The following is a 15,495-nucleotide window of genomic DNA, read 5'->3' as shown; positions in this document are numbered from 1 at the left end:
TCTATACATCTCGATTTTTCTGGCAATAATCATTAACCGATAAATATGTCTGTGAATCACCCAGCGACTTCGCTATGTCCATAATCCGCGGTGGTAGTAATCCCACTCGCTGGACAAGTTCGTGATCGCTGAATAATTCCCGTGGACTGCCGGCGAAGCCAAACTTCCCGTGTTCCATAACATACACCGACTCAAACTCGGCGGCGACCCAATCCATGTCATGGGTGATGGTCACAACTTGGTGGCCCGAATCAGCCAACTGATGGAAAATTGCGGTCAACTTGCGCCGGCTTTCCCAATCAAGCGACATCATCGGCTCATCAAATAAATAAATCGCCGGATCCACTGCCAAAACTGTGGCAACGCTCAACAGCTTGCGTTCCGACAATGACAGGTCATATGGACTTTCAGCTGTTTTATCATCCAAGCCAACTCTTTTTAGAGCCGCTAAAGCCCGCCTCGTAATCGTGTCGTGGTCATCCATGACCTGCGCGACACTCCACTCCACCTCTCGTTGAACGGTCGGGTTGAAAAGCTGATCGTCAGGATTCTGAAAAGTAATCCCAACCTTCAGTAACTTTTCGACTGGTTTAAGATCATTAAAATTTTCTCCATCGATCTTAATCACACCGGTTTGTGGTGTCAGCAAGCCCGTCAACAATTTGAAGAGCGTTGATTTGCCGGCACCATTTTGGCCGACAATCGCCACCATCGGATCGGCGAAGTGTTTGTCTTCAACATCCAAGCTAAAGGACCGTTCCGGATAAGTGAACGTCAGGTGGTTCAGTTCAATTGTGGACATAAAAAACCTCCTTCAGTTCAGCGTCATTCACCGGATACCGGCCATCAGCCAAGTGCCAATCCATTTTTTGAGCAAGTTGCTGGATTGTCGGGGCTGGAATCTGCCAGTCAGCTGCCAAATGATTAAACACCTCACCCGGCCTGCCCTGGGCTACCATTTGACCCTCGTGCAGCACCCACACAACGTCGGCAACTTCGCACAAATCGTCAATTTCACTGGTGACAATGAAGACAGTCGTCTCTTTGACTTGGGCCAGCCATTGGAAAAATTGTCGGCGGCCAAGGGGATCCATCTGACTGGTCGGATCATCCATAATCAAAACAGCCGGGTTAGCCGCAATCGCCGTGGCAATTGCCAACCGCTGGCTCTGACCACCGGAAAGGCTATCGGGACGCAAATTCAGCTGTTCAATCAGCCCCATTTGCGTGGCAACTTCTTCAACCCGTTTTTGAATCAGTACTTCAGCCATTCCCTGATTAATCAAGTCAAAGGCGATTTCATCGGCAACTGTGTCTGCCAACCCGCTTAGTTGGCCAGCTGGATTTTGCAGTACAACTCCATTCATGGCATTATAAACGGGCCAATTGTCGGACACTCGCTGGCCAAACATGTGCCAGTCGCCCTCAATCTCAGCAGACACCATTTTGGGAATGACCCCTGCCAGAACACGGCACAAAGTCGATTTGCCGGAGTGACTATTCCCGATAATCCCAACCACCTGGCCGGTATGAACCTCCGCGTTAATCTGACGCAGTTGTGGTTGCTCAGTACCCGGATAACGGGTGGTCAAATTTTCAATTACAATCCGTTTATCTTCGTCCATATCTTCCATCCAATCAATAAAATTGCCAATCCAGTCAGACCAATGTGCAGCGTCCGCGACAGGCGATACACGCGCTGGGAGGTTCTGACAGTCCGGTTGAGATTATCAAAACCTCTCAGCTGGAGAGAAATCGACCGCGTCATCGATTGATCCAAGGTCTTAATCACCAATGGAATTAGAACCGGCAGGACTGACTTTAATTTCTGAATCAACGTTTTTTGCGGATTGGTTCCGCGAACTTTTTGTGCCTGCTGGATTTTCCGCATATTGCGCATCATTTCCGGCAAAATATAACACACCGACATCAGAACGTAGACGGTTTTATAAGACAATCCGGACAGTTCCAAATAGGCCGCGTTTTCTGAAATACTCGTGGTCACCATAAAAAAGCCACTGGTCAAAATAATCACCAATACTCGACAACCCAGAGTGGTGGCGTAAATCAGGCCTTCTTTGTAGAACGACACCCCAAGCACAGAAAACAGCACAGTTTGATTCCGACTGTAAAATAACCCTTGGATGATCAGCATGGTGCAAATCATAAACAGGCTGAATCCCAGCGCCTTAAAGATGGTAGAACTCAATTTGGAAAATAACAATAGCAGTGTTGCGACAAGAATTAATCCGGCCTGAAGCAATAAATTCATACTGGCAAAGCTCAACAACGTCATGTCCAAGATGAACAAGAGCTTAGTAATCGGATCGATCACCTGGTACCACTTGAGCTTGACCCGTGGCGCTCCAGAAATCAATGTTTGATCAGTCATCATTTATCACCGCTAAAGAAGTGCACCATCCGCTTCGGCAGCTGACGATAGATGAAGAATGCCAGGTAGGCCACACAGACTTTATCCAAAATATCCAAGACAAACTCATCGGTAAATGAGGCCAGCCACTTTGGTGCATGATTGGCGGACATTACCGCAAACAATGAGTCACCCCAAGCGATACCGGTCTGACCACCCCAAAAGATGAGGTTGAGTGGCGTTGAAATGGCAGCTGAAATGATGGCAATAATAATAGCAGAAACAAATACTCGTCGCGCTGACGAGAACCACCCATTGGCGTGCAAAACTCCGACAGCAATCCCAATTCCGATGCTGGTAATCGCATACACGGTTGAAATTGGCGATAAGGTCAGCCCATAGATCACGTTGTTGATGAAACCACTGATGGCACCGGCAACCGGCCCAGCCAACATGCTGGCAAGAAAGGTTCCCAAAGACCCCAGCCAAACGGGCAACTTTAACCCCTCCGCCAAGGCTTTGGCAACATAGTTAATCCCCACGGCAGCGGGAATCAAAGTCATGGTGGCAGCACTTAACTTAAATTTCCACATACTGGTACGATGAATCGGTTCTGTTTTCATAATCTTCTCCTTTTGTTTTTAAAGAGCCGTGTCTGTTTAGACTTTCGGACGCAACGCTCTATAGATTTTTGATTTGAACCGCTTCTCCTTTCACAGATCCCTTAGTCGACATCAGGGATTCTCTTGAAAAGGATTGTTCAACAGTTCACAACTAATCATACGCCGATTTTCATAGAAGTCAAGAATTTTCTGAAGTTTTCTTGAAAACGTTCGGGAATTGAAAAAAGCTACACAAAGCTAGAGGAAATTGCCCTTACTAAGTCATAAAAAAGACTTCATCTTATCCTAGATTGGTGAAGTTTTTTGATTTTTCTTCTTATCTCGTACCCACAGCATAGCTAGTCCAAAAAGGTGACTACCAAACAAGGCAGTCACAAAAATCAGCTTACCCCTATCTGGATAAGTAAGGGGGAGGCTGCTAAAGCCATAGCGAGCCCACTCGATAAAGATCGGATGCGAAAAGTAAAGGGCTATACTCATTTGCTTTAAATACTGTAAATCATAGCTTTTCAAAAAGGACGATCGCAGGCAGGAATTGACCAAATAAACGGTCACAAAAGGAAGAAGAAAGAAAAAGTTCTTATCAATTCCTTCGTGTTGAAAAATGATGATTCCTTCTAGGCAGAGCAAACCAAAAGCAAAGGCTAGCTTTTGCCAACGGTGAATGCTAAAAGCTTGTGCATGAAAATGATCATACAAATAGTAACCCATATAGATAAAAATGGGCGTGTAAAAGAGACCATTTCGCGCTGTAAAAAATAAATTGCTGTAGAGCTGGTAACCCTTGAGAAGACTTGTGGTGTCCAGATAAGCCGAATAGGTCTCGATCAAGCCCCAGCAGTAAAGAAGAAAAGTGATCACCCCCGTCCAAACCATGCCTAGGCGTTTGACTAATTGATTGACCAAAAACAAGCCCAGTAGAAAGGCCGGAATATACCAGAGTTGGTAGCACATTCCCAAGTAGATCAGAGCTACGAACACACCAGCCGGAAAGAGATAAACAGGAAGATGAAGACTAGAGAAAAAGAGCCAAGCATAAGGAAGGTAAACAAAACTCCAAAACAAATAGGTTTTTACAATTTTGGCCAGATAGGCCTTCATTTTCTGAGAATTCCCTAGTGATTGCCTAAGGAAAAAGCTGGCACTGACGATAAAAAATGGCACCGCTAGCCGGCCGAGCATACTCTTAAGACCAAAATGCAGTGGCTCATAGGAGGTCAAGCGACCACTATGCACCAATATCACTGCAATCGCAAACAGGTATTGAAAGAGACTAATACTAGAAGTATTATAGAGGGGATTTTTTGGCATGTTCCTACTCCTTGCCCAAAGCAGTTTCTATGGTTATTTTAGCATGAAAGGGAAGGTCAAGCAAGGAATCTTACATCCTTATCTACCTTTTTTCCTCTATTTTTGATATACTCAAAGCATGCATAAACAAACCATCATTGATTTTAAAGAGCTTGGTTTACGCCACCTTTTCACCAAGCCCATAAAGGAATTAAAAACTAGAAACCTCGACCAGGTAGAGGTTCTTCTTAAAGAAGTCGAAGCCTACCAAGAGAAAGGCTTTTATGCAGTCGGCTATGTCAGCTATGAGGCTGCTCCTGCTATTGAGAAGAAGTTTGCTGTCCATCCAGCCCCTCTCATGGGAGAGTATCTCCTCTATTTTACGATCCACGAGGAGGTCGAAACCCTTCCTTTTCCAGAGGACTATGAAGCAGTGGATCTTCCAGCCAATTGGAAGGAAGAGGTAGAGGCACCTGCTTATCAAGAAGCTATCGAGACCATCCATCACCATATCCGCCAGGGAGATACCTACCAGGTCAACTACACTGTCCAGCTTTCTCAAGAGCTAAAGTCTGACCCTTTGGCCATCTACAACTGCTTAGTGGTTGAGCAAAAGGCCCATTACAATGCCTTCATCCAGCACGATGATGTCTCCATCCTCTCCATTAGCCCTGAGCTCTTTTTTGAGCAAGACGACCGGCTACTGACCACGCGCCCTATGAAGGGAACGACGCGCCGTGGTCTCACAAACCAAGAGGATCTTCAAGAGGCTGCTTGGTTAGAAGCCGATCCGAAAAATCGAGCAGAAAACATGATGATCGTCGACCTCCTCCGCAATGACATGAACCGAATTTCGGAGATTGGAAGTGAGCAGGTGACCCATCTTTGCCAAGTTGAGCAATACTCCACCGTTTGGCAGATGACCTCGACCATTGAAAGTCGCTTGCGATCTGAGATCGACCTGGTCCAAACCTTCCGAGCTCTCTTTCCTTGTGGCTCGATTACAGGGGCACCGAAGATCTCCACTATGGAAATCATCCAAAAGACGGAGAAGGCTCCTCGAGGTGTCTACTGTGGAACGATCGGCATCCTTCTTCCAAGAGGGAAACGGATTTTTAATGTAGCCATCCGGACCCTTCAAATGCAAGGAAATCAAGCCATCTATGGCGTAGGAGGAGGCATCACTTGGGACAGTAAGTGGGAAAGTGAATACCAGGAAACCAAGCAAAAATCGGCTGTTCTTTACCGGCAAGAGCCTCGCTTTGAGCTCCTGACGACTGGCCGCATCCACCAAGGAGAGTTGACTTTCCTGGAGCAACATCTAACCCGTTTGAGAGAGGCTAGTCGCTACTTTGCCTATCCTTATGATGAGCAAAAACTCCTGAAAGAACTTCAAGAAGAGCTTGCTCATTTGGAGTCCAACCTTGACTATCGTTGTCGGATTGCCTTGCAAAAAAACGGTACCTTCCACCTAGAGATCACAGAGCTGACCGACTTGCCAGCTAGCTATCTACAGGCCCAACTGACCGAGCAGAAGCTTAATTTAGCGACGCCATTTACTTATTTCAAAACGAGTCAGAGAGACCATCTCTGCCAGTCAGATCACGAGCAAATTTTCCATCTGCCAGATGGAACCTTACTGGAGACGACGATTGGCAATCTGGTGCTGGAGATAGAGGGACAACTCTATACCCCACCAGCTCACCTCCCCTTACTCGATGGCATTTATCGGCGCCATCTTCTTGAGACCCAGCAAGTTGAAGAAAAACTCTTAACTCTGAACGATTTAACAGACGCTGATCGTATTTATGCCTGCAATGCTCTTCGTGGTCTCTACGAACTCGATTTTCAAAGAAAGGATTCCTGATGAAACTGATTTTTTTACATGGACTAGGGCAAGATGTCCTCTCTTGGCAAGGAGTCCAATTTGCACTTTCACCCTTGCACTCCAAAACTTTTGATATTTTCTCCCATCCAAAAGAAAGCTATCGGGAAGTCAAAGAAAGGTTGACGGAGCGCCTCCAGCAAGAAAGCGAACCCTTTATTCTGATAGGACTCTCACTAGGTGGCGTGCTCGCTCTTGATCTCTCCAGACAAGACTTCCCGCAACTCAAGGGCTTGGTCCTTGCAGGAACACAATACAAACTCAACACCAATCCCCTCTATCGGCTCCAGATCCTTCTCTTTCGTCTACTTCCCAAGCATGTCTTTGAAAAACAAGATGCCAATAAACAACAGATGCTTCAAATCTTGACCGAATTAAAAGGACTCAATTTAACCGATACCGTTAAAGCTTGCCCTCTCCCTAGCTTGGTTGTTTGTGGTAGCAAAGATTGGGCCAATCAATCTTCTTCTAAAAAATTGGCCAAACTCCTGCCAAAAGGTCGCTATCAAGAAATCGCAAACGGAGGCCATCTACTCAATACCGAGAAACCCTATGAACTGGCCCAAGCCATCAAAGAGTTTGTCGCTGGGTTTTAAAATGAAGAGGCTGGGACAAAAGTCCTAGCCTCTCAATTATTTTTGGATTGTCGAGCAAGACGCAGTGGTTGAGTGGGCTCTACTACGCTGATTTCATCAGCTTTTACAGCCCTACTCAACTGTGCGGAGGTGGGACGACGAAATCGAATTCTAACGAATTACCGATTTCTGTCCCACTCTCTTTTTTTAGAAATATTTGAGAATTGCTTGATAGTTATTTGAAAAGCAAGCTGTATACTAAGAGTGTAAAGAAAACAACTAGTCATTTGGACGAAGGAGAAAACCATGGAAAAAGTATTAGAAATTTCCCATTTGAGTAAAAAATTTGGTCAACAATACGCCTTAAATGATGTGAATCTCACCATTCGCAAAGGCGACGTCTACGGCCTGATCGGTAAAAACGGGGCTGGGAAAACCACCCTCATCAAAGTCATCACCCAGCTGATTCAAGAAACTGACGGAAGCGTCTCTCTCTTTTCTTCTACAAATCGCTCCCAGTGGACCCAAGCTCTGAAACGGGTCGGATCCGTGATTGAAAGTCCCGTGGCCCACAAGCATATGACCGCTTATCAAAACCTAGTCTATTATTGCAAGGCTCGCCATATTCCCAATCCCGACCAGGTCATCAAAGAAAACCTGAACTATGTCGGCCTGAATAATACGGGTAAGAAGAAATTCCGCGATTTTTCACTAGGGATGAAACAACGGTTGGGAATTGCGATTGCGCTCATTGCCAAGCCCGATTTCCTCATTTTGGATGAACCCATCAATGGTCTCGATCCAGTCGGAATCAAGGAATTCCGTCAGATGATCAAGCGCCTCAATGATGAACTCGGCATGACCATCCTCATTTCCAGTCACATCCTCTCTGAACTCTATCTTGTTGCCAATCGTTTTGGTATTGTCGACCAAGGACACCTGATCAAAGAAATTAGCAAGGCTGAATTCGAAGAACAAGGAGAAGACTACATCATCCTCAAGACCAGTCAGCTAGCCCTTGCGAGTCAATTGATCCAGGATCAACTCCATCACCGTATCAAGGTCATCGATAAGGATGGAGAAATCCATATCTTCGGACAGACTCACGATATTAAAGTCATTGTCAAAGCCCTCGTTCAAGCGGATATTGACGTGGACGAAATCTACTATGCCCGCCAAGATCTGGAAAAATTCTTTACGGACTTGGTAGACTAATCAACCCACCGTCTTGTATTACTTATCCCACATATTTCATTTAGGAGATTTATCATGTTGCATACCATTCAAGCAGATTTTTACAGACTTTTTCGCTCCAAAGGTTTTTGGATTACAGAAGCCATTCTCGTTCTCAACATCCTGTTTGGAGTCATCTTTGGAGCTACCGGCCACGTCGGCGTCAATACGGAATCCAAATTACCCCAAGCAACCGAAGTTTGGACAGGCTTTAAAGCTTTGACCAACTACTCTTCCAGCATCAGTGTGACTATCCTCTTTACCATTATTGTCATCACCTTGGTCCTGGGAACAGACTTAACGCAAAACTTATACAAGAATAGCCTGGCCTATGGTGTTTCGCGTACCAGCTACTACTTTGCCAAAAGCGCCGTTGTCCTGACCATTGCTCTCTTTCAATTTCTTGTTTCTTATGGTCTCGTCTTCTTGATCGCGACTCTCTACAATGGACTTGGCACCATGCCAGAGCACTTCCTTGCTCATTTTGGACTGACCGTGCTGATTCAGTTCCTTTCCACCTTGGCTTGGGTCAGTATTATTTCCTTCCTCCTCTACGCTAGCCAATCCATCACCTTGGCCTTCGTTGGCTACTTCATTGGAAATATCCTCTTAAGTCTACCTGCGCTTTTCTTTAAAGATATTGATATTCTCCACTATTTAAACTTGGAATTCCAATATTCCATGGTTCAAAGTACGACAGCAACGAACAACACTCTCTCGATTGCCCTTGGATTCATCCTTGTTTTTGGCTTCCTAGGACTGACTACTTTCAAACACAAAGATTTATAACAAAAAGGCTTGAGCGGTGCTCAAGCCTTTTTTCTTAATGTAATGTTCAAAACAAACCAATCTGCCTCCGTTGCCAATTGCAAGTCCCCGCCTAAGATCTCTACAAAATTTTGAATAATGTAGAGACCCAAGCCAGAAGACTCCTCTGTATCCGAGAGATTTTCAGAGTAGAATCGACTAGCCAATTGGTCTAAGTGCTGGATCGGTTGTTGCACAATATTGCGCAGATCGACCCGAATCGTGTCCGCGTCTGAGGTCAAGGTCAAACGGGCCTGCTCCTTTCCATGTTTGAGGACATTGCTGAGCATATTTTGCAAGAGGCGCTCCCAGAGCTCTGGATCCGTAGCATAATGAAGATGCTCCTCCATCTCCACTTCTAAGTCAATCCCCGCTTCAGACAAGCTATCATAATACTGGAACAACTGCTGGGTCAGGACTTGGCTGAGATCGACGTCTGAAATCCGAGGCTGAATTGCTCCCTCCATCAAGCGTCTGTATTCCAAGAGAGATTCCAGGCGTTTTGAGACGACTTGAAGATTGGAAGCAATTTTCTTCAGCTTTTCCTCCTCCTGCGTCCCACCCTTGATGATTTGTTGGGTATAGCCAGATGCAATGGTCAAAGGCGTCCGAATATCATGAGCAATATTACTGATGGCCATATCCAAGGTCTTTTTCTCTTGAAAGGCAATCCGATTGGTCCGCTCGATCTGATCAAAGAGATCACTGACCTGCTTGGTCAAGGCGACCAATTCTTTTTTTGAAACACGTGACGTTAACCGTACTCCACTCCCATTTTGGAGCTTCTGTTGAATCTGCTCCTGCAAATCTTTGAGAGCAGAGAGTAGGCGAAGGTAGCCCAGTCCCAAGAGAAGGACAAGGACGACAAGAATTAGAACTAAAACCCACATTACTTGTCTCCTTTCAAGCGAACACCCAAGCCCCAGACCGTTTCAATATAGTCCTCATCTGGGTCAAGCTGGGCAATTTTCTTTCGAAGATTGCTTAATTGGGCATTGAGGGTATTGTCTCCAGGCAGATAGACTTCTTCCCAGACAGCTTCATACAATTCTTCTTTGGTGAAAATCTTCTTTGGATGCGCCAGCAAGGTCTCAAAAATTTGAAATTCTTTTTTGCCCAATCGAAGCGTCTGTTCGCCGGACTCCAGTTCAAAGGTTTCTGGATTTAAGACCAAATTCTTAAAGGATCGCTTTTGCGACGCTTGAGATTCCTGTGCTACCGTCGGTTGATTTCTCAACTGCACCGTCACCCGAGCCGCCACTTCGTCCAGATTAAAGGGCTTGACAATATAATCATTGGCACCTGCAAGGAGATACTGGCTAATGAGGTGTTTGTCTCCCAGAGCGGTCATCATGATAACCGGTGTCTGACTCTGCAAACGGATCTCCTCAAGGACCTGATCCCCATTTTTCCCTGGAAGCATGATATCCAGAAGGACCAAATCAACGGCTTCTTGCTGGAAGAGCCGCAGCCCTTCTGTACCTGAAAAAGCCTGAAGGACCTCATGATCTTCACTTAAGAGACTGTATAAAATTTCTTGGATATCATTATTATCCTCGATTAATAAAATCCGTGTCACTTGCCTCGCTCCTTTTTTCTTTTCTTGCGAAATCAGTTCTATTCCCCTAGCCTATCAAATAAAGGGACCTTCGTCAATGAAAATCTGATAAAATTCTATTGTACCCAGCTAGATCTGCATGTTAGATCATCACAAGATGAACTTGACGATCTTTTCTTTCAAAGGGTATAATAGGACCAATGACACAATAGGGAGACTCATCTATGAAAAATAATGCTAAAACTAAAATCAGTCTTGTATCCATCCTTGTCATCCTGGGCGTTGCTGCAAGAATGATGCGAGTCATCCACCGCCAGCAAATCAGGGAGCAAAACAGACAAACCATTCAAACGACTAAAAAGGTTGCAGAGTTTCAGAAAACACTAGACGAGGAAGAAACGAAGAAACGCAACGAAACCTTCAACAAGATTTATAATGAATCCCTTGTTCGGAATAAGTTTGAGAATTGGCAAAAAGTCGATGAACTCCATGGTTTGGGACAAAGAACTGGGCAATTTTATATCTATAACTTTGAAAAAAAAGAAGAGATTCTCTTAGAGAATACTGATCAAGCATTTGTTCTACCAATTCGAGACAAGAGTGATAACGTCACATTTCAGGCTATCTTTGCCCACAAGGACGGTCAGTGGCACATCATGAAGCCAGACGGAAGTTCTCAGTTGCAACTAGGAGCAGCCAACATTTCCGCTGAATCTAAGTTTGTCATCGAGAACAATGTCTTAGATTACGACCAGTAAATCCGTAATGACTTGGCTAAACTACATACAAAAAGCTTAGGACCCCAGCTTGTGGTTGGGATTCTAAGCTTTTTCGTTGAGAGGAGAAAGTCGGCCAGCAAGTACCGAAAACTTTTATTCAACAGAAGCCCCATTGGTCGCAATGACTTCTTTGTACCAATAGAAGGATTTCTTACGTGAGCGGGCCAAGCTTCCCTTGCCTTCGTTGTCCCGGTCGACATAGATAAAACCGTAGCGCTTCTTCATTTCTCCTGTCCCGGCAGAGACGAGGTCAATACAGCCCCAAGTCGTATAGCCCCAGAGGACAACACCATCTTCATGGATGGCCTCCCGCATGGCCTTGATGTGGGCAGCCAGGTAATCAATCCGGTAGTCATCCTCAATCTCCCCGGCTTCATTTGGGGTATCAACGGCACCTAGTCCATTTTCTACGATAAAGAGAGGTTTTTGATAACGATCCCAGATGGTGTTCAGCGTAATGCGGAGACCAAGAGGGTCAATCTGCCAACCCCATTCTGAGCTTTCTAGGTAGGGATTCTTCAGAGAGGCAAAGATATTGCCCGCTGTTTTTTCCCTTTCAGCTGGATCCCCTGAAGCGACCCGACTGGCATAGTAGGAGAAGGAAATAAAGTCAACTGTATGGTCTTTCAACAATTGAAGGTCCTGTTCCGTCATCTCGACCGTGATCCCCTGACGCTCCCACTCTTTCTTGGCATAGTTAGGGTATTCCCCACGCGCCTGCACATCGATAAAGAAATAGTTCTTACGATCTTCTTCTAGACCAGCCCATACATCCCGCGGAGCACAGGTATGCGGATAGTTTTGACCCGCTGCTAGCATACAGCCGACCTTATTGTTAGGATCAATCTCATGGGCTAGCTTGGTAGCAATGGCTGAAGCGACCAATTCATGGTGAGCCGCCTGGTATTTGACTTGCTCCTCATTCTCCCCTTCTTCAAAGCAGAGACCCGCTCCCATAAAAGGCGCATGGAGGATCATATTGATCTCATTAAAGGTTAGCCAGTATTTGACCAAGCCCTTGTAGCGAGTGAAGAGGGTCCGACAGAGACGTTCATAACATTCCAACATCTTACGACTGCGCCAACCTCCATACTCGGTAATCAAATGCATGGGACAGTCAAAGTGGGTAATGGTCACCAAGGGTTCAATGCCATACTTGTGGCACTCCTTAAAGAGGTCTTCATAGAACTGTAGCCCTGCTTCATTCGGCTCTAGTTCATCTCCTTTAGGGAAGATCCGAGACCAGGCAATGGACAAACGATAGGTTTTAAAGCCCATTTCCCCAAAGAGGGCAATGTCTTCCTTGTAGCGATGGTACATATCAATGCCATCTTTAGCCGGATAAAAATAGCCCTCTTCAAAGTCGAACATCTTTTTCTGACCCGTAATAATAGCATGCCGATCAGGCCCAATCGGCACCACATCCACATTAGCCAAGCCACGGCCATCTTCATTATAAGCTCCCTCACACTGGTTAGCAGCCGTCGCACCACCCCAAAGGAAACCATCTGGAAATTGAAGTTTGTCGGTCATCTCTCTGCCTCACTTGATTTGATAGTTCTATTATACCCTTCTCTTTCCAAAAAATCCTACAAGATCCTATGAAAAACTGATACTATTCTAAGGTATTTGCTACTCTCATACAAGAAAAAAGACCGGATTGCTCCGACCTTTTTAAGTTCCACTCCAAGAACGTTTAAATTTTTTGATAATAGAATTACCTATTTCATACGATAAAAATCAATCACTAGACCAGCAGGGCCTTTAACTAGCAGAGATTCTGTTCCCCAATCGGTTACAACTGGACCGTTTAAAACCTGGATACCAAGCTCTTTCAATCGTTTGTAGTTCTGGTCTACATCCTCAACCTCGACATGAAGAATGATTCCTGACTGGAAATTTTCCAAAGGTATCAAATGGTTTTGGGATAACATGAGACAGTGACTGCCAATCGTGAACTGAGCAAAATTTTGGTCAACATAGTCCGCCTTTTTGTCCAAGATACGTTCCAAGCTAGCACAGACTTGAGGAACATTTGAAACGATAATATCTAATTGATTTAAATTCATTTACTATCCTCCAGAAAAAGACCGGATTGCTCCGATCTTTTAAGTTCGTCTCTATGAAAATCAATGAATAAACAAGGCGGAACCAAGTTTGATGGTAAAACTTTGCTCATCAAACTACGAAAAATCCTTTGGGACTTTTTCTAGGCTCCGCACTAGATTCCATCATTGAAAATTAAGGTTTCAATGATGGAATCGTCGGCAGTAACCTAATAAAGAAGTCTACAATATTTACATTTGATTTTCGACGAGCAGAATTATTTGATTGCGCGTGATTGCAACCCTTCTTCTTCCAAGAAGAGACGGAATGGTACAAGCTCTTCAGCTTCGTATTTTTCTTTGAAGGCTTTAATAGCTTCTTCTGAGTGTTGTTTTGGATCCAATTCAAGTACTTCTACTGGAAGTGGACGATGTGGAGTGATGTGAGCATCGATAACAACAGTTTTACCTTCTTTGTTCAATTTAACAGCTTCAGCAACGACTGCGTCGATGTCTTCGATACGGTCAACTGTAAATCCAATAGCTCCTTGAGCTTCAGCGATTTTCGCATAGTCAGCATTAGGGAAGTCACAACCAAACAAGTGTTTGTTTGTGTCTTCGTATTTGTCCTTGATGAAGGCATATTTACCATTTGAGAAGACAACGTTGATAACTGGAAGGTCGTATTGAACGTTTGTGATAACGTCTGGGTAGCACATGTTGAATGCACCGTCACCCATGATGTTCCATACTTGGCGATCTGGATTGTCTTTCTTAGCAGCGATACCACCAGGAAGGGCAATACCCATTGTCGCAAAGAGTGGAGATGTACGCCACATGTTCTTAGGTGTCATGTGAAGGTGACGAGTAGATGTTTGAGTAGTGTCACCTACGTCGATTGAATAGATCGCATCTTGATCAGCATGTTTGTTGATTGCATTGTAAACTTGATACAATTGCAATTCACCCTCAGTTTTACCTTCGAGTTTGTTCATGTAATCACGCCAGTTTTGGTTATTCTTAACGTTTGCACGCCACCATGGAGTAGATTCAACTGGATTCACTTTGACAAGGATTGCTTTGGCTGCTTGACCTGCATCCCCAAGGATTGAAGCGTCCAGAGCATGGCGTTTACCAAGTTTGTAAGGATCGATATCCACTTGGATGAATTTTTCAGTGTTCTTGAAGGCTTCGTAAACTTCAGCAAATGGGAAGTTTGAACCAAGGAAAAGAACAGTGTCTGCTTCAAAGACCACTTCGTTGGCTGGTTTCCAACCAACACGGTATGCAGAACCTGTCAAACCTTCGTAGTTCCATTCGAAGGCCTCGAAGTTTTTACCAGTTGTAATGATTGGTGCTTTAATTTTACGAGACAATTCAGTGATCACATCACCCGCACCAACTCCACCGAAACCAGCGTAGATCACTGGGCGTTCAGCATTGTTCAAGATTTCAACAGCTTTATCGATTTCCACTTCGTTCAAGGCAGGAGCGATAAAGTGACGTTCATAAGAACCTGATCCGTAGTAAGAGTTTTCGTCGATTTCTTGGAAACCAAAGTTTACTGGAATTTCAACAACGGCTGGACCTTTTTTAGAAACGGCAGCACGGCAAGCTTCATCGATTACTTTTGGCAATTGTTCTGCGTAAGCTACACGTTTGTTGTAAACAGCGATACCGTTGTACATTGGGTTTTGGTTCAATTCTTGAAAAGCATCCATGTTCAATTCATTAACTGGACGTGATCCAAGAATGGCAAGGAATGGAGTGTTATCCATAGCTGCATCGTAAACACCGTTGATCAAGTGAGTCGCACCAGGTCCACCTGAACCAACTGCAACCCCGATAGAGCCACCAAATTTAGCTTGCATAACCGCTGCAAGAGCACCAGTTTCTTCGTGACGAACTTGCAAGAAACGGATATCTTTGTCTTCAGCCAAAGCGTCCATAAGTGAGCTAAGTGTTCCAGATGGGATACCGTAGATCGTATCTACGCCCCATGTTTTCAATACATTAAGCATTGCTACAGATGCAGTAATTTTCCCTTGAGTCATTCTAACTCTCCTTTAAATCTATTTTGATCCTTTAAAAATGTAGCATAGCGCTTCTACTCCATCTTTGCGATCAGGTTTCGTTTTGAAAATGAGTTTTTTCTGACATTTCTCATGAAAACGATTTACAAAACGATTACAGTATTAATTTATCACAAAGAGAGTCACATGTATAAGAATCTGCTCAGAGATGCTCAATCCCTATTACATAACAGATGCTGATTTTGAGAAAATTTCACAAACTATAGTAGAATAGGATATTTTATTATAATTTGCAT

15 protein-coding genes are annotated in these 15,495 nt (G+C 44.6%); 5 read left to right on the top strand and 10 right to left on the bottom strand.

Translation table 11 applies throughout. From position 1 onward, the window contains the following. Window position 1 precedes the first annotated feature (1 nt). From AC6IZR_RS02295 to AC6IZR_RS02275, 5 genes are all read right to left on the bottom strand, one after another. Window positions 2-802, bottom strand: a complete 801-nt coding sequence (locus AC6IZR_RS02295) for an energy-coupling factor ABC transporter ATP-binding protein (protein WP_371496220.1) — start codon at window positions 800-802, stop codon at window positions 2-4. After that, window positions 789-1,625, bottom strand: a complete 837-nt coding sequence (locus tag AC6IZR_RS02290) for an ABC transporter ATP-binding protein (protein ID WP_497848700.1) — start codon at window positions 1,623-1,625, stop codon at window positions 789-791. The genes AC6IZR_RS02295 and AC6IZR_RS02290 overlap by 14 nt, the downstream gene beginning before the upstream one ends. After that, on the bottom strand, window positions 1,601-2,392 hold the full coding sequence (locus tag AC6IZR_RS02285) for an energy-coupling factor transporter transmembrane component T (RefSeq protein WP_187538884.1): 792 nt from the start codon (window positions 2,390-2,392) through the stop codon (window positions 1,601-1,603). Before AC6IZR_RS02285 ends, AC6IZR_RS02290 begins: the two co-directional genes overlap by 25 nt. Further along, a complete protein-coding gene (locus tag AC6IZR_RS02280) occupies window positions 2,392-2,994 on the bottom strand; it encodes an ECF transporter S component (RefSeq protein ID WP_371473071.1) in 603 nt (200 codons plus the stop codon). The genes AC6IZR_RS02285 and AC6IZR_RS02280 overlap by 1 nt, the downstream gene beginning before the upstream one ends. 285 nt (window positions 2,995-3,279) lie before the next feature. Continuing rightward, window positions 3,280-4,305, bottom strand: coding sequence for an acyltransferase family protein (locus AC6IZR_RS02275; protein ID WP_497848699.1), 1,026 nt, complete (start codon window positions 4,303-4,305; stop codon window positions 3,280-3,282). Window positions 4,306-4,423: 118 nt separating this feature from the next. Here AC6IZR_RS02275 and pabB point away from each other — a divergent pair, with 118 nt between their 5' ends. From pabB to AC6IZR_RS02255, 4 genes are all read left to right on the top strand, one after another. Further along, window positions 4,424-6,151: an aminodeoxychorismate synthase component I gene (gene pabB, locus AC6IZR_RS02270; protein WP_497848698.1), complete on the top strand. Its 1,728-nt coding sequence runs from the start codon at window positions 4,424-4,426 to the stop codon at window positions 6,149-6,151. Next, on the top strand, window positions 6,151-6,765 hold the full coding sequence (locus AC6IZR_RS02265; protein ID WP_497848697.1) for an alpha/beta fold hydrolase: 615 nt from the start codon (window positions 6,151-6,153) through the stop codon (window positions 6,763-6,765). Before pabB ends, AC6IZR_RS02265 begins: the two co-directional genes overlap by 1 nt. A 285-nt stretch (window positions 6,766-7,050) precedes the next feature. Next, window positions 7,051-7,959, top strand: a complete 909-nt coding sequence (locus AC6IZR_RS02260; protein ID WP_497848696.1) for an ABC transporter ATP-binding protein — start codon at window positions 7,051-7,053, stop codon at window positions 7,957-7,959. Window positions 7,960-8,013: 54 nt separating this feature from the next. After that, window positions 8,014-8,766 (top strand): ABC transporter permease, encoded by a 753-nt coding sequence (locus AC6IZR_RS02255; RefSeq protein WP_497848695.1) that lies wholly within the window; start codon window positions 8,014-8,016, stop codon window positions 8,764-8,766. Between the two features lie 20 nt (window positions 8,767-8,786). Here AC6IZR_RS02255 and AC6IZR_RS02250 read toward each other — a convergent pair whose 3' ends face one another. After that, window positions 8,787-9,674 carry a sensor histidine kinase gene (locus AC6IZR_RS02250; protein ID WP_497848694.1) on the bottom strand — a complete coding sequence of 296 codons (888 nt, stop codon included), beginning with the start codon at window positions 9,672-9,674 and terminating at the stop codon, window positions 8,787-8,789. After that, a complete protein-coding gene (locus tag AC6IZR_RS02245; RefSeq protein WP_070586883.1) occupies window positions 9,674-10,363 on the bottom strand; it encodes a response regulator transcription factor in 690 nt (229 codons plus the stop codon). The genes AC6IZR_RS02250 and AC6IZR_RS02245 overlap by 1 nt, the downstream gene beginning before the upstream one ends. A gap of 203 nt (window positions 10,364-10,566) precedes the next feature. Here AC6IZR_RS02245 and AC6IZR_RS02240 point away from each other — a divergent pair, with 203 nt between their 5' ends. Next, complete coding sequence (locus tag AC6IZR_RS02240; protein ID WP_070586881.1) at window positions 10,567-11,100, top strand: hypothetical protein; 534 nt, start codon at window positions 10,567-10,569, stop codon at window positions 11,098-11,100. A 114-nt stretch (window positions 11,101-11,214) separates the two neighbouring features. Here AC6IZR_RS02240 and AC6IZR_RS02235 read toward each other — a convergent pair whose 3' ends face one another. The 3 genes from AC6IZR_RS02235 to spxB form a co-directional block, all read right to left on the bottom strand. Then, a complete protein-coding gene (locus tag AC6IZR_RS02235) occupies window positions 11,215-12,654 on the bottom strand; it encodes a 6-phospho-beta-glucosidase (RefSeq protein WP_070586879.1) in 1,440 nt (479 codons plus the stop codon). A 188-nt stretch (window positions 12,655-12,842) separates the two neighbouring features. After that, the gene (locus tag AC6IZR_RS02230; protein ID WP_070586877.1) at window positions 12,843-13,190 is read right to left on the bottom strand and encodes a VOC family protein; all 348 of its coding nucleotides are present in this window, start codon (window positions 13,188-13,190) and stop codon (window positions 12,843-12,845) included. A 254-nt stretch (window positions 13,191-13,444) separates the two neighbouring features. Then, window positions 13,445-15,220 (bottom strand): pyruvate oxidase, encoded by a 1,776-nt coding sequence (gene spxB, locus AC6IZR_RS02225; protein ID WP_497848693.1) that lies wholly within the window; start codon window positions 15,218-15,220, stop codon window positions 13,445-13,447. Window positions 15,221-15,495 lie beyond the last annotated feature (275 nt).

The sequence above is a fragment of the Streptococcus mobilis genome (assembly GCF_059727625.1).
Note: the sequence above shows the minus strand (reverse complement) of the source record. Positions and strands in the feature narration are given on the sequence as shown.

Bases quoted from the DNA above. Each gene is read 5' to 3' on its own strand.
- AC6IZR_RS02295 (WP_371496220.1), bottom strand. From the start codon at position 802: ATGTCCACAATTGAACTGAACCACCTGACGTTCACTTATCCGGAACGG.
- AC6IZR_RS02290 (WP_497848700.1), bottom strand. From the start codon at position 1,625: ATGGACGAAGATAAACGGATTGTAATTGAAAATTTGACCACCCGTTAT.
- AC6IZR_RS02285 (WP_187538884.1), bottom strand. From the start codon at position 2,392: ATGACTGATCAAACATTGATTTCTGGAGCGCCACGGGTCAAGCTCAAG.
- AC6IZR_RS02280 (WP_371473071.1), bottom strand. From the start codon at position 2,994: ATGAAAACAGAACCGATTCATCGTACCAGTATGTGGAAATTTAAGTTA.
- AC6IZR_RS02275 (WP_497848699.1), bottom strand. From the start codon at position 4,305: ATGCCAAAAAATCCCCTCTATAATACTTCTAGTATTAGTCTCTTTCAA.
- pabB (WP_497848698.1), top strand. From the start codon at position 4,424: ATGCATAAACAAACCATCATTGATTTTAAAGAGCTTGGTTTACGCCAC.
- AC6IZR_RS02265 (WP_497848697.1), top strand. From the start codon at position 6,151: ATGAAACTGATTTTTTTACATGGACTAGGGCAAGATGTCCTCTCTTGG.
- AC6IZR_RS02260 (WP_497848696.1), top strand. From the start codon at position 7,051: ATGGAAAAAGTATTAGAAATTTCCCATTTGAGTAAAAAATTTGGTCAA.
- AC6IZR_RS02255 (WP_497848695.1), top strand. From the start codon at position 8,014: ATGTTGCATACCATTCAAGCAGATTTTTACAGACTTTTTCGCTCCAAA.
- AC6IZR_RS02250 (WP_497848694.1), bottom strand. From the start codon at position 9,674: ATGTGGGTTTTAGTTCTAATTCTTGTCGTCCTTGTCCTTCTCTTGGGA.
- AC6IZR_RS02240 (WP_070586881.1), top strand. From the start codon at position 10,567: ATGAAAAATAATGCTAAAACTAAAATCAGTCTTGTATCCATCCTTGTC.
- AC6IZR_RS02235 (WP_070586879.1), bottom strand. From the start codon at position 12,654: ATGACCGACAAACTTCAATTTCCAGATGGTTTCCTTTGGGGTGGTGCG.
- AC6IZR_RS02230 (WP_070586877.1), bottom strand. From the start codon at position 13,190: ATGAATTTAAATCAATTAGATATTATCGTTTCAAATGTTCCTCAAGTC.
- spxB (WP_497848693.1), bottom strand. From the start codon at position 15,220: ATGACTCAAGGGAAAATTACTGCATCTGTAGCAATGCTTAATGTATTG.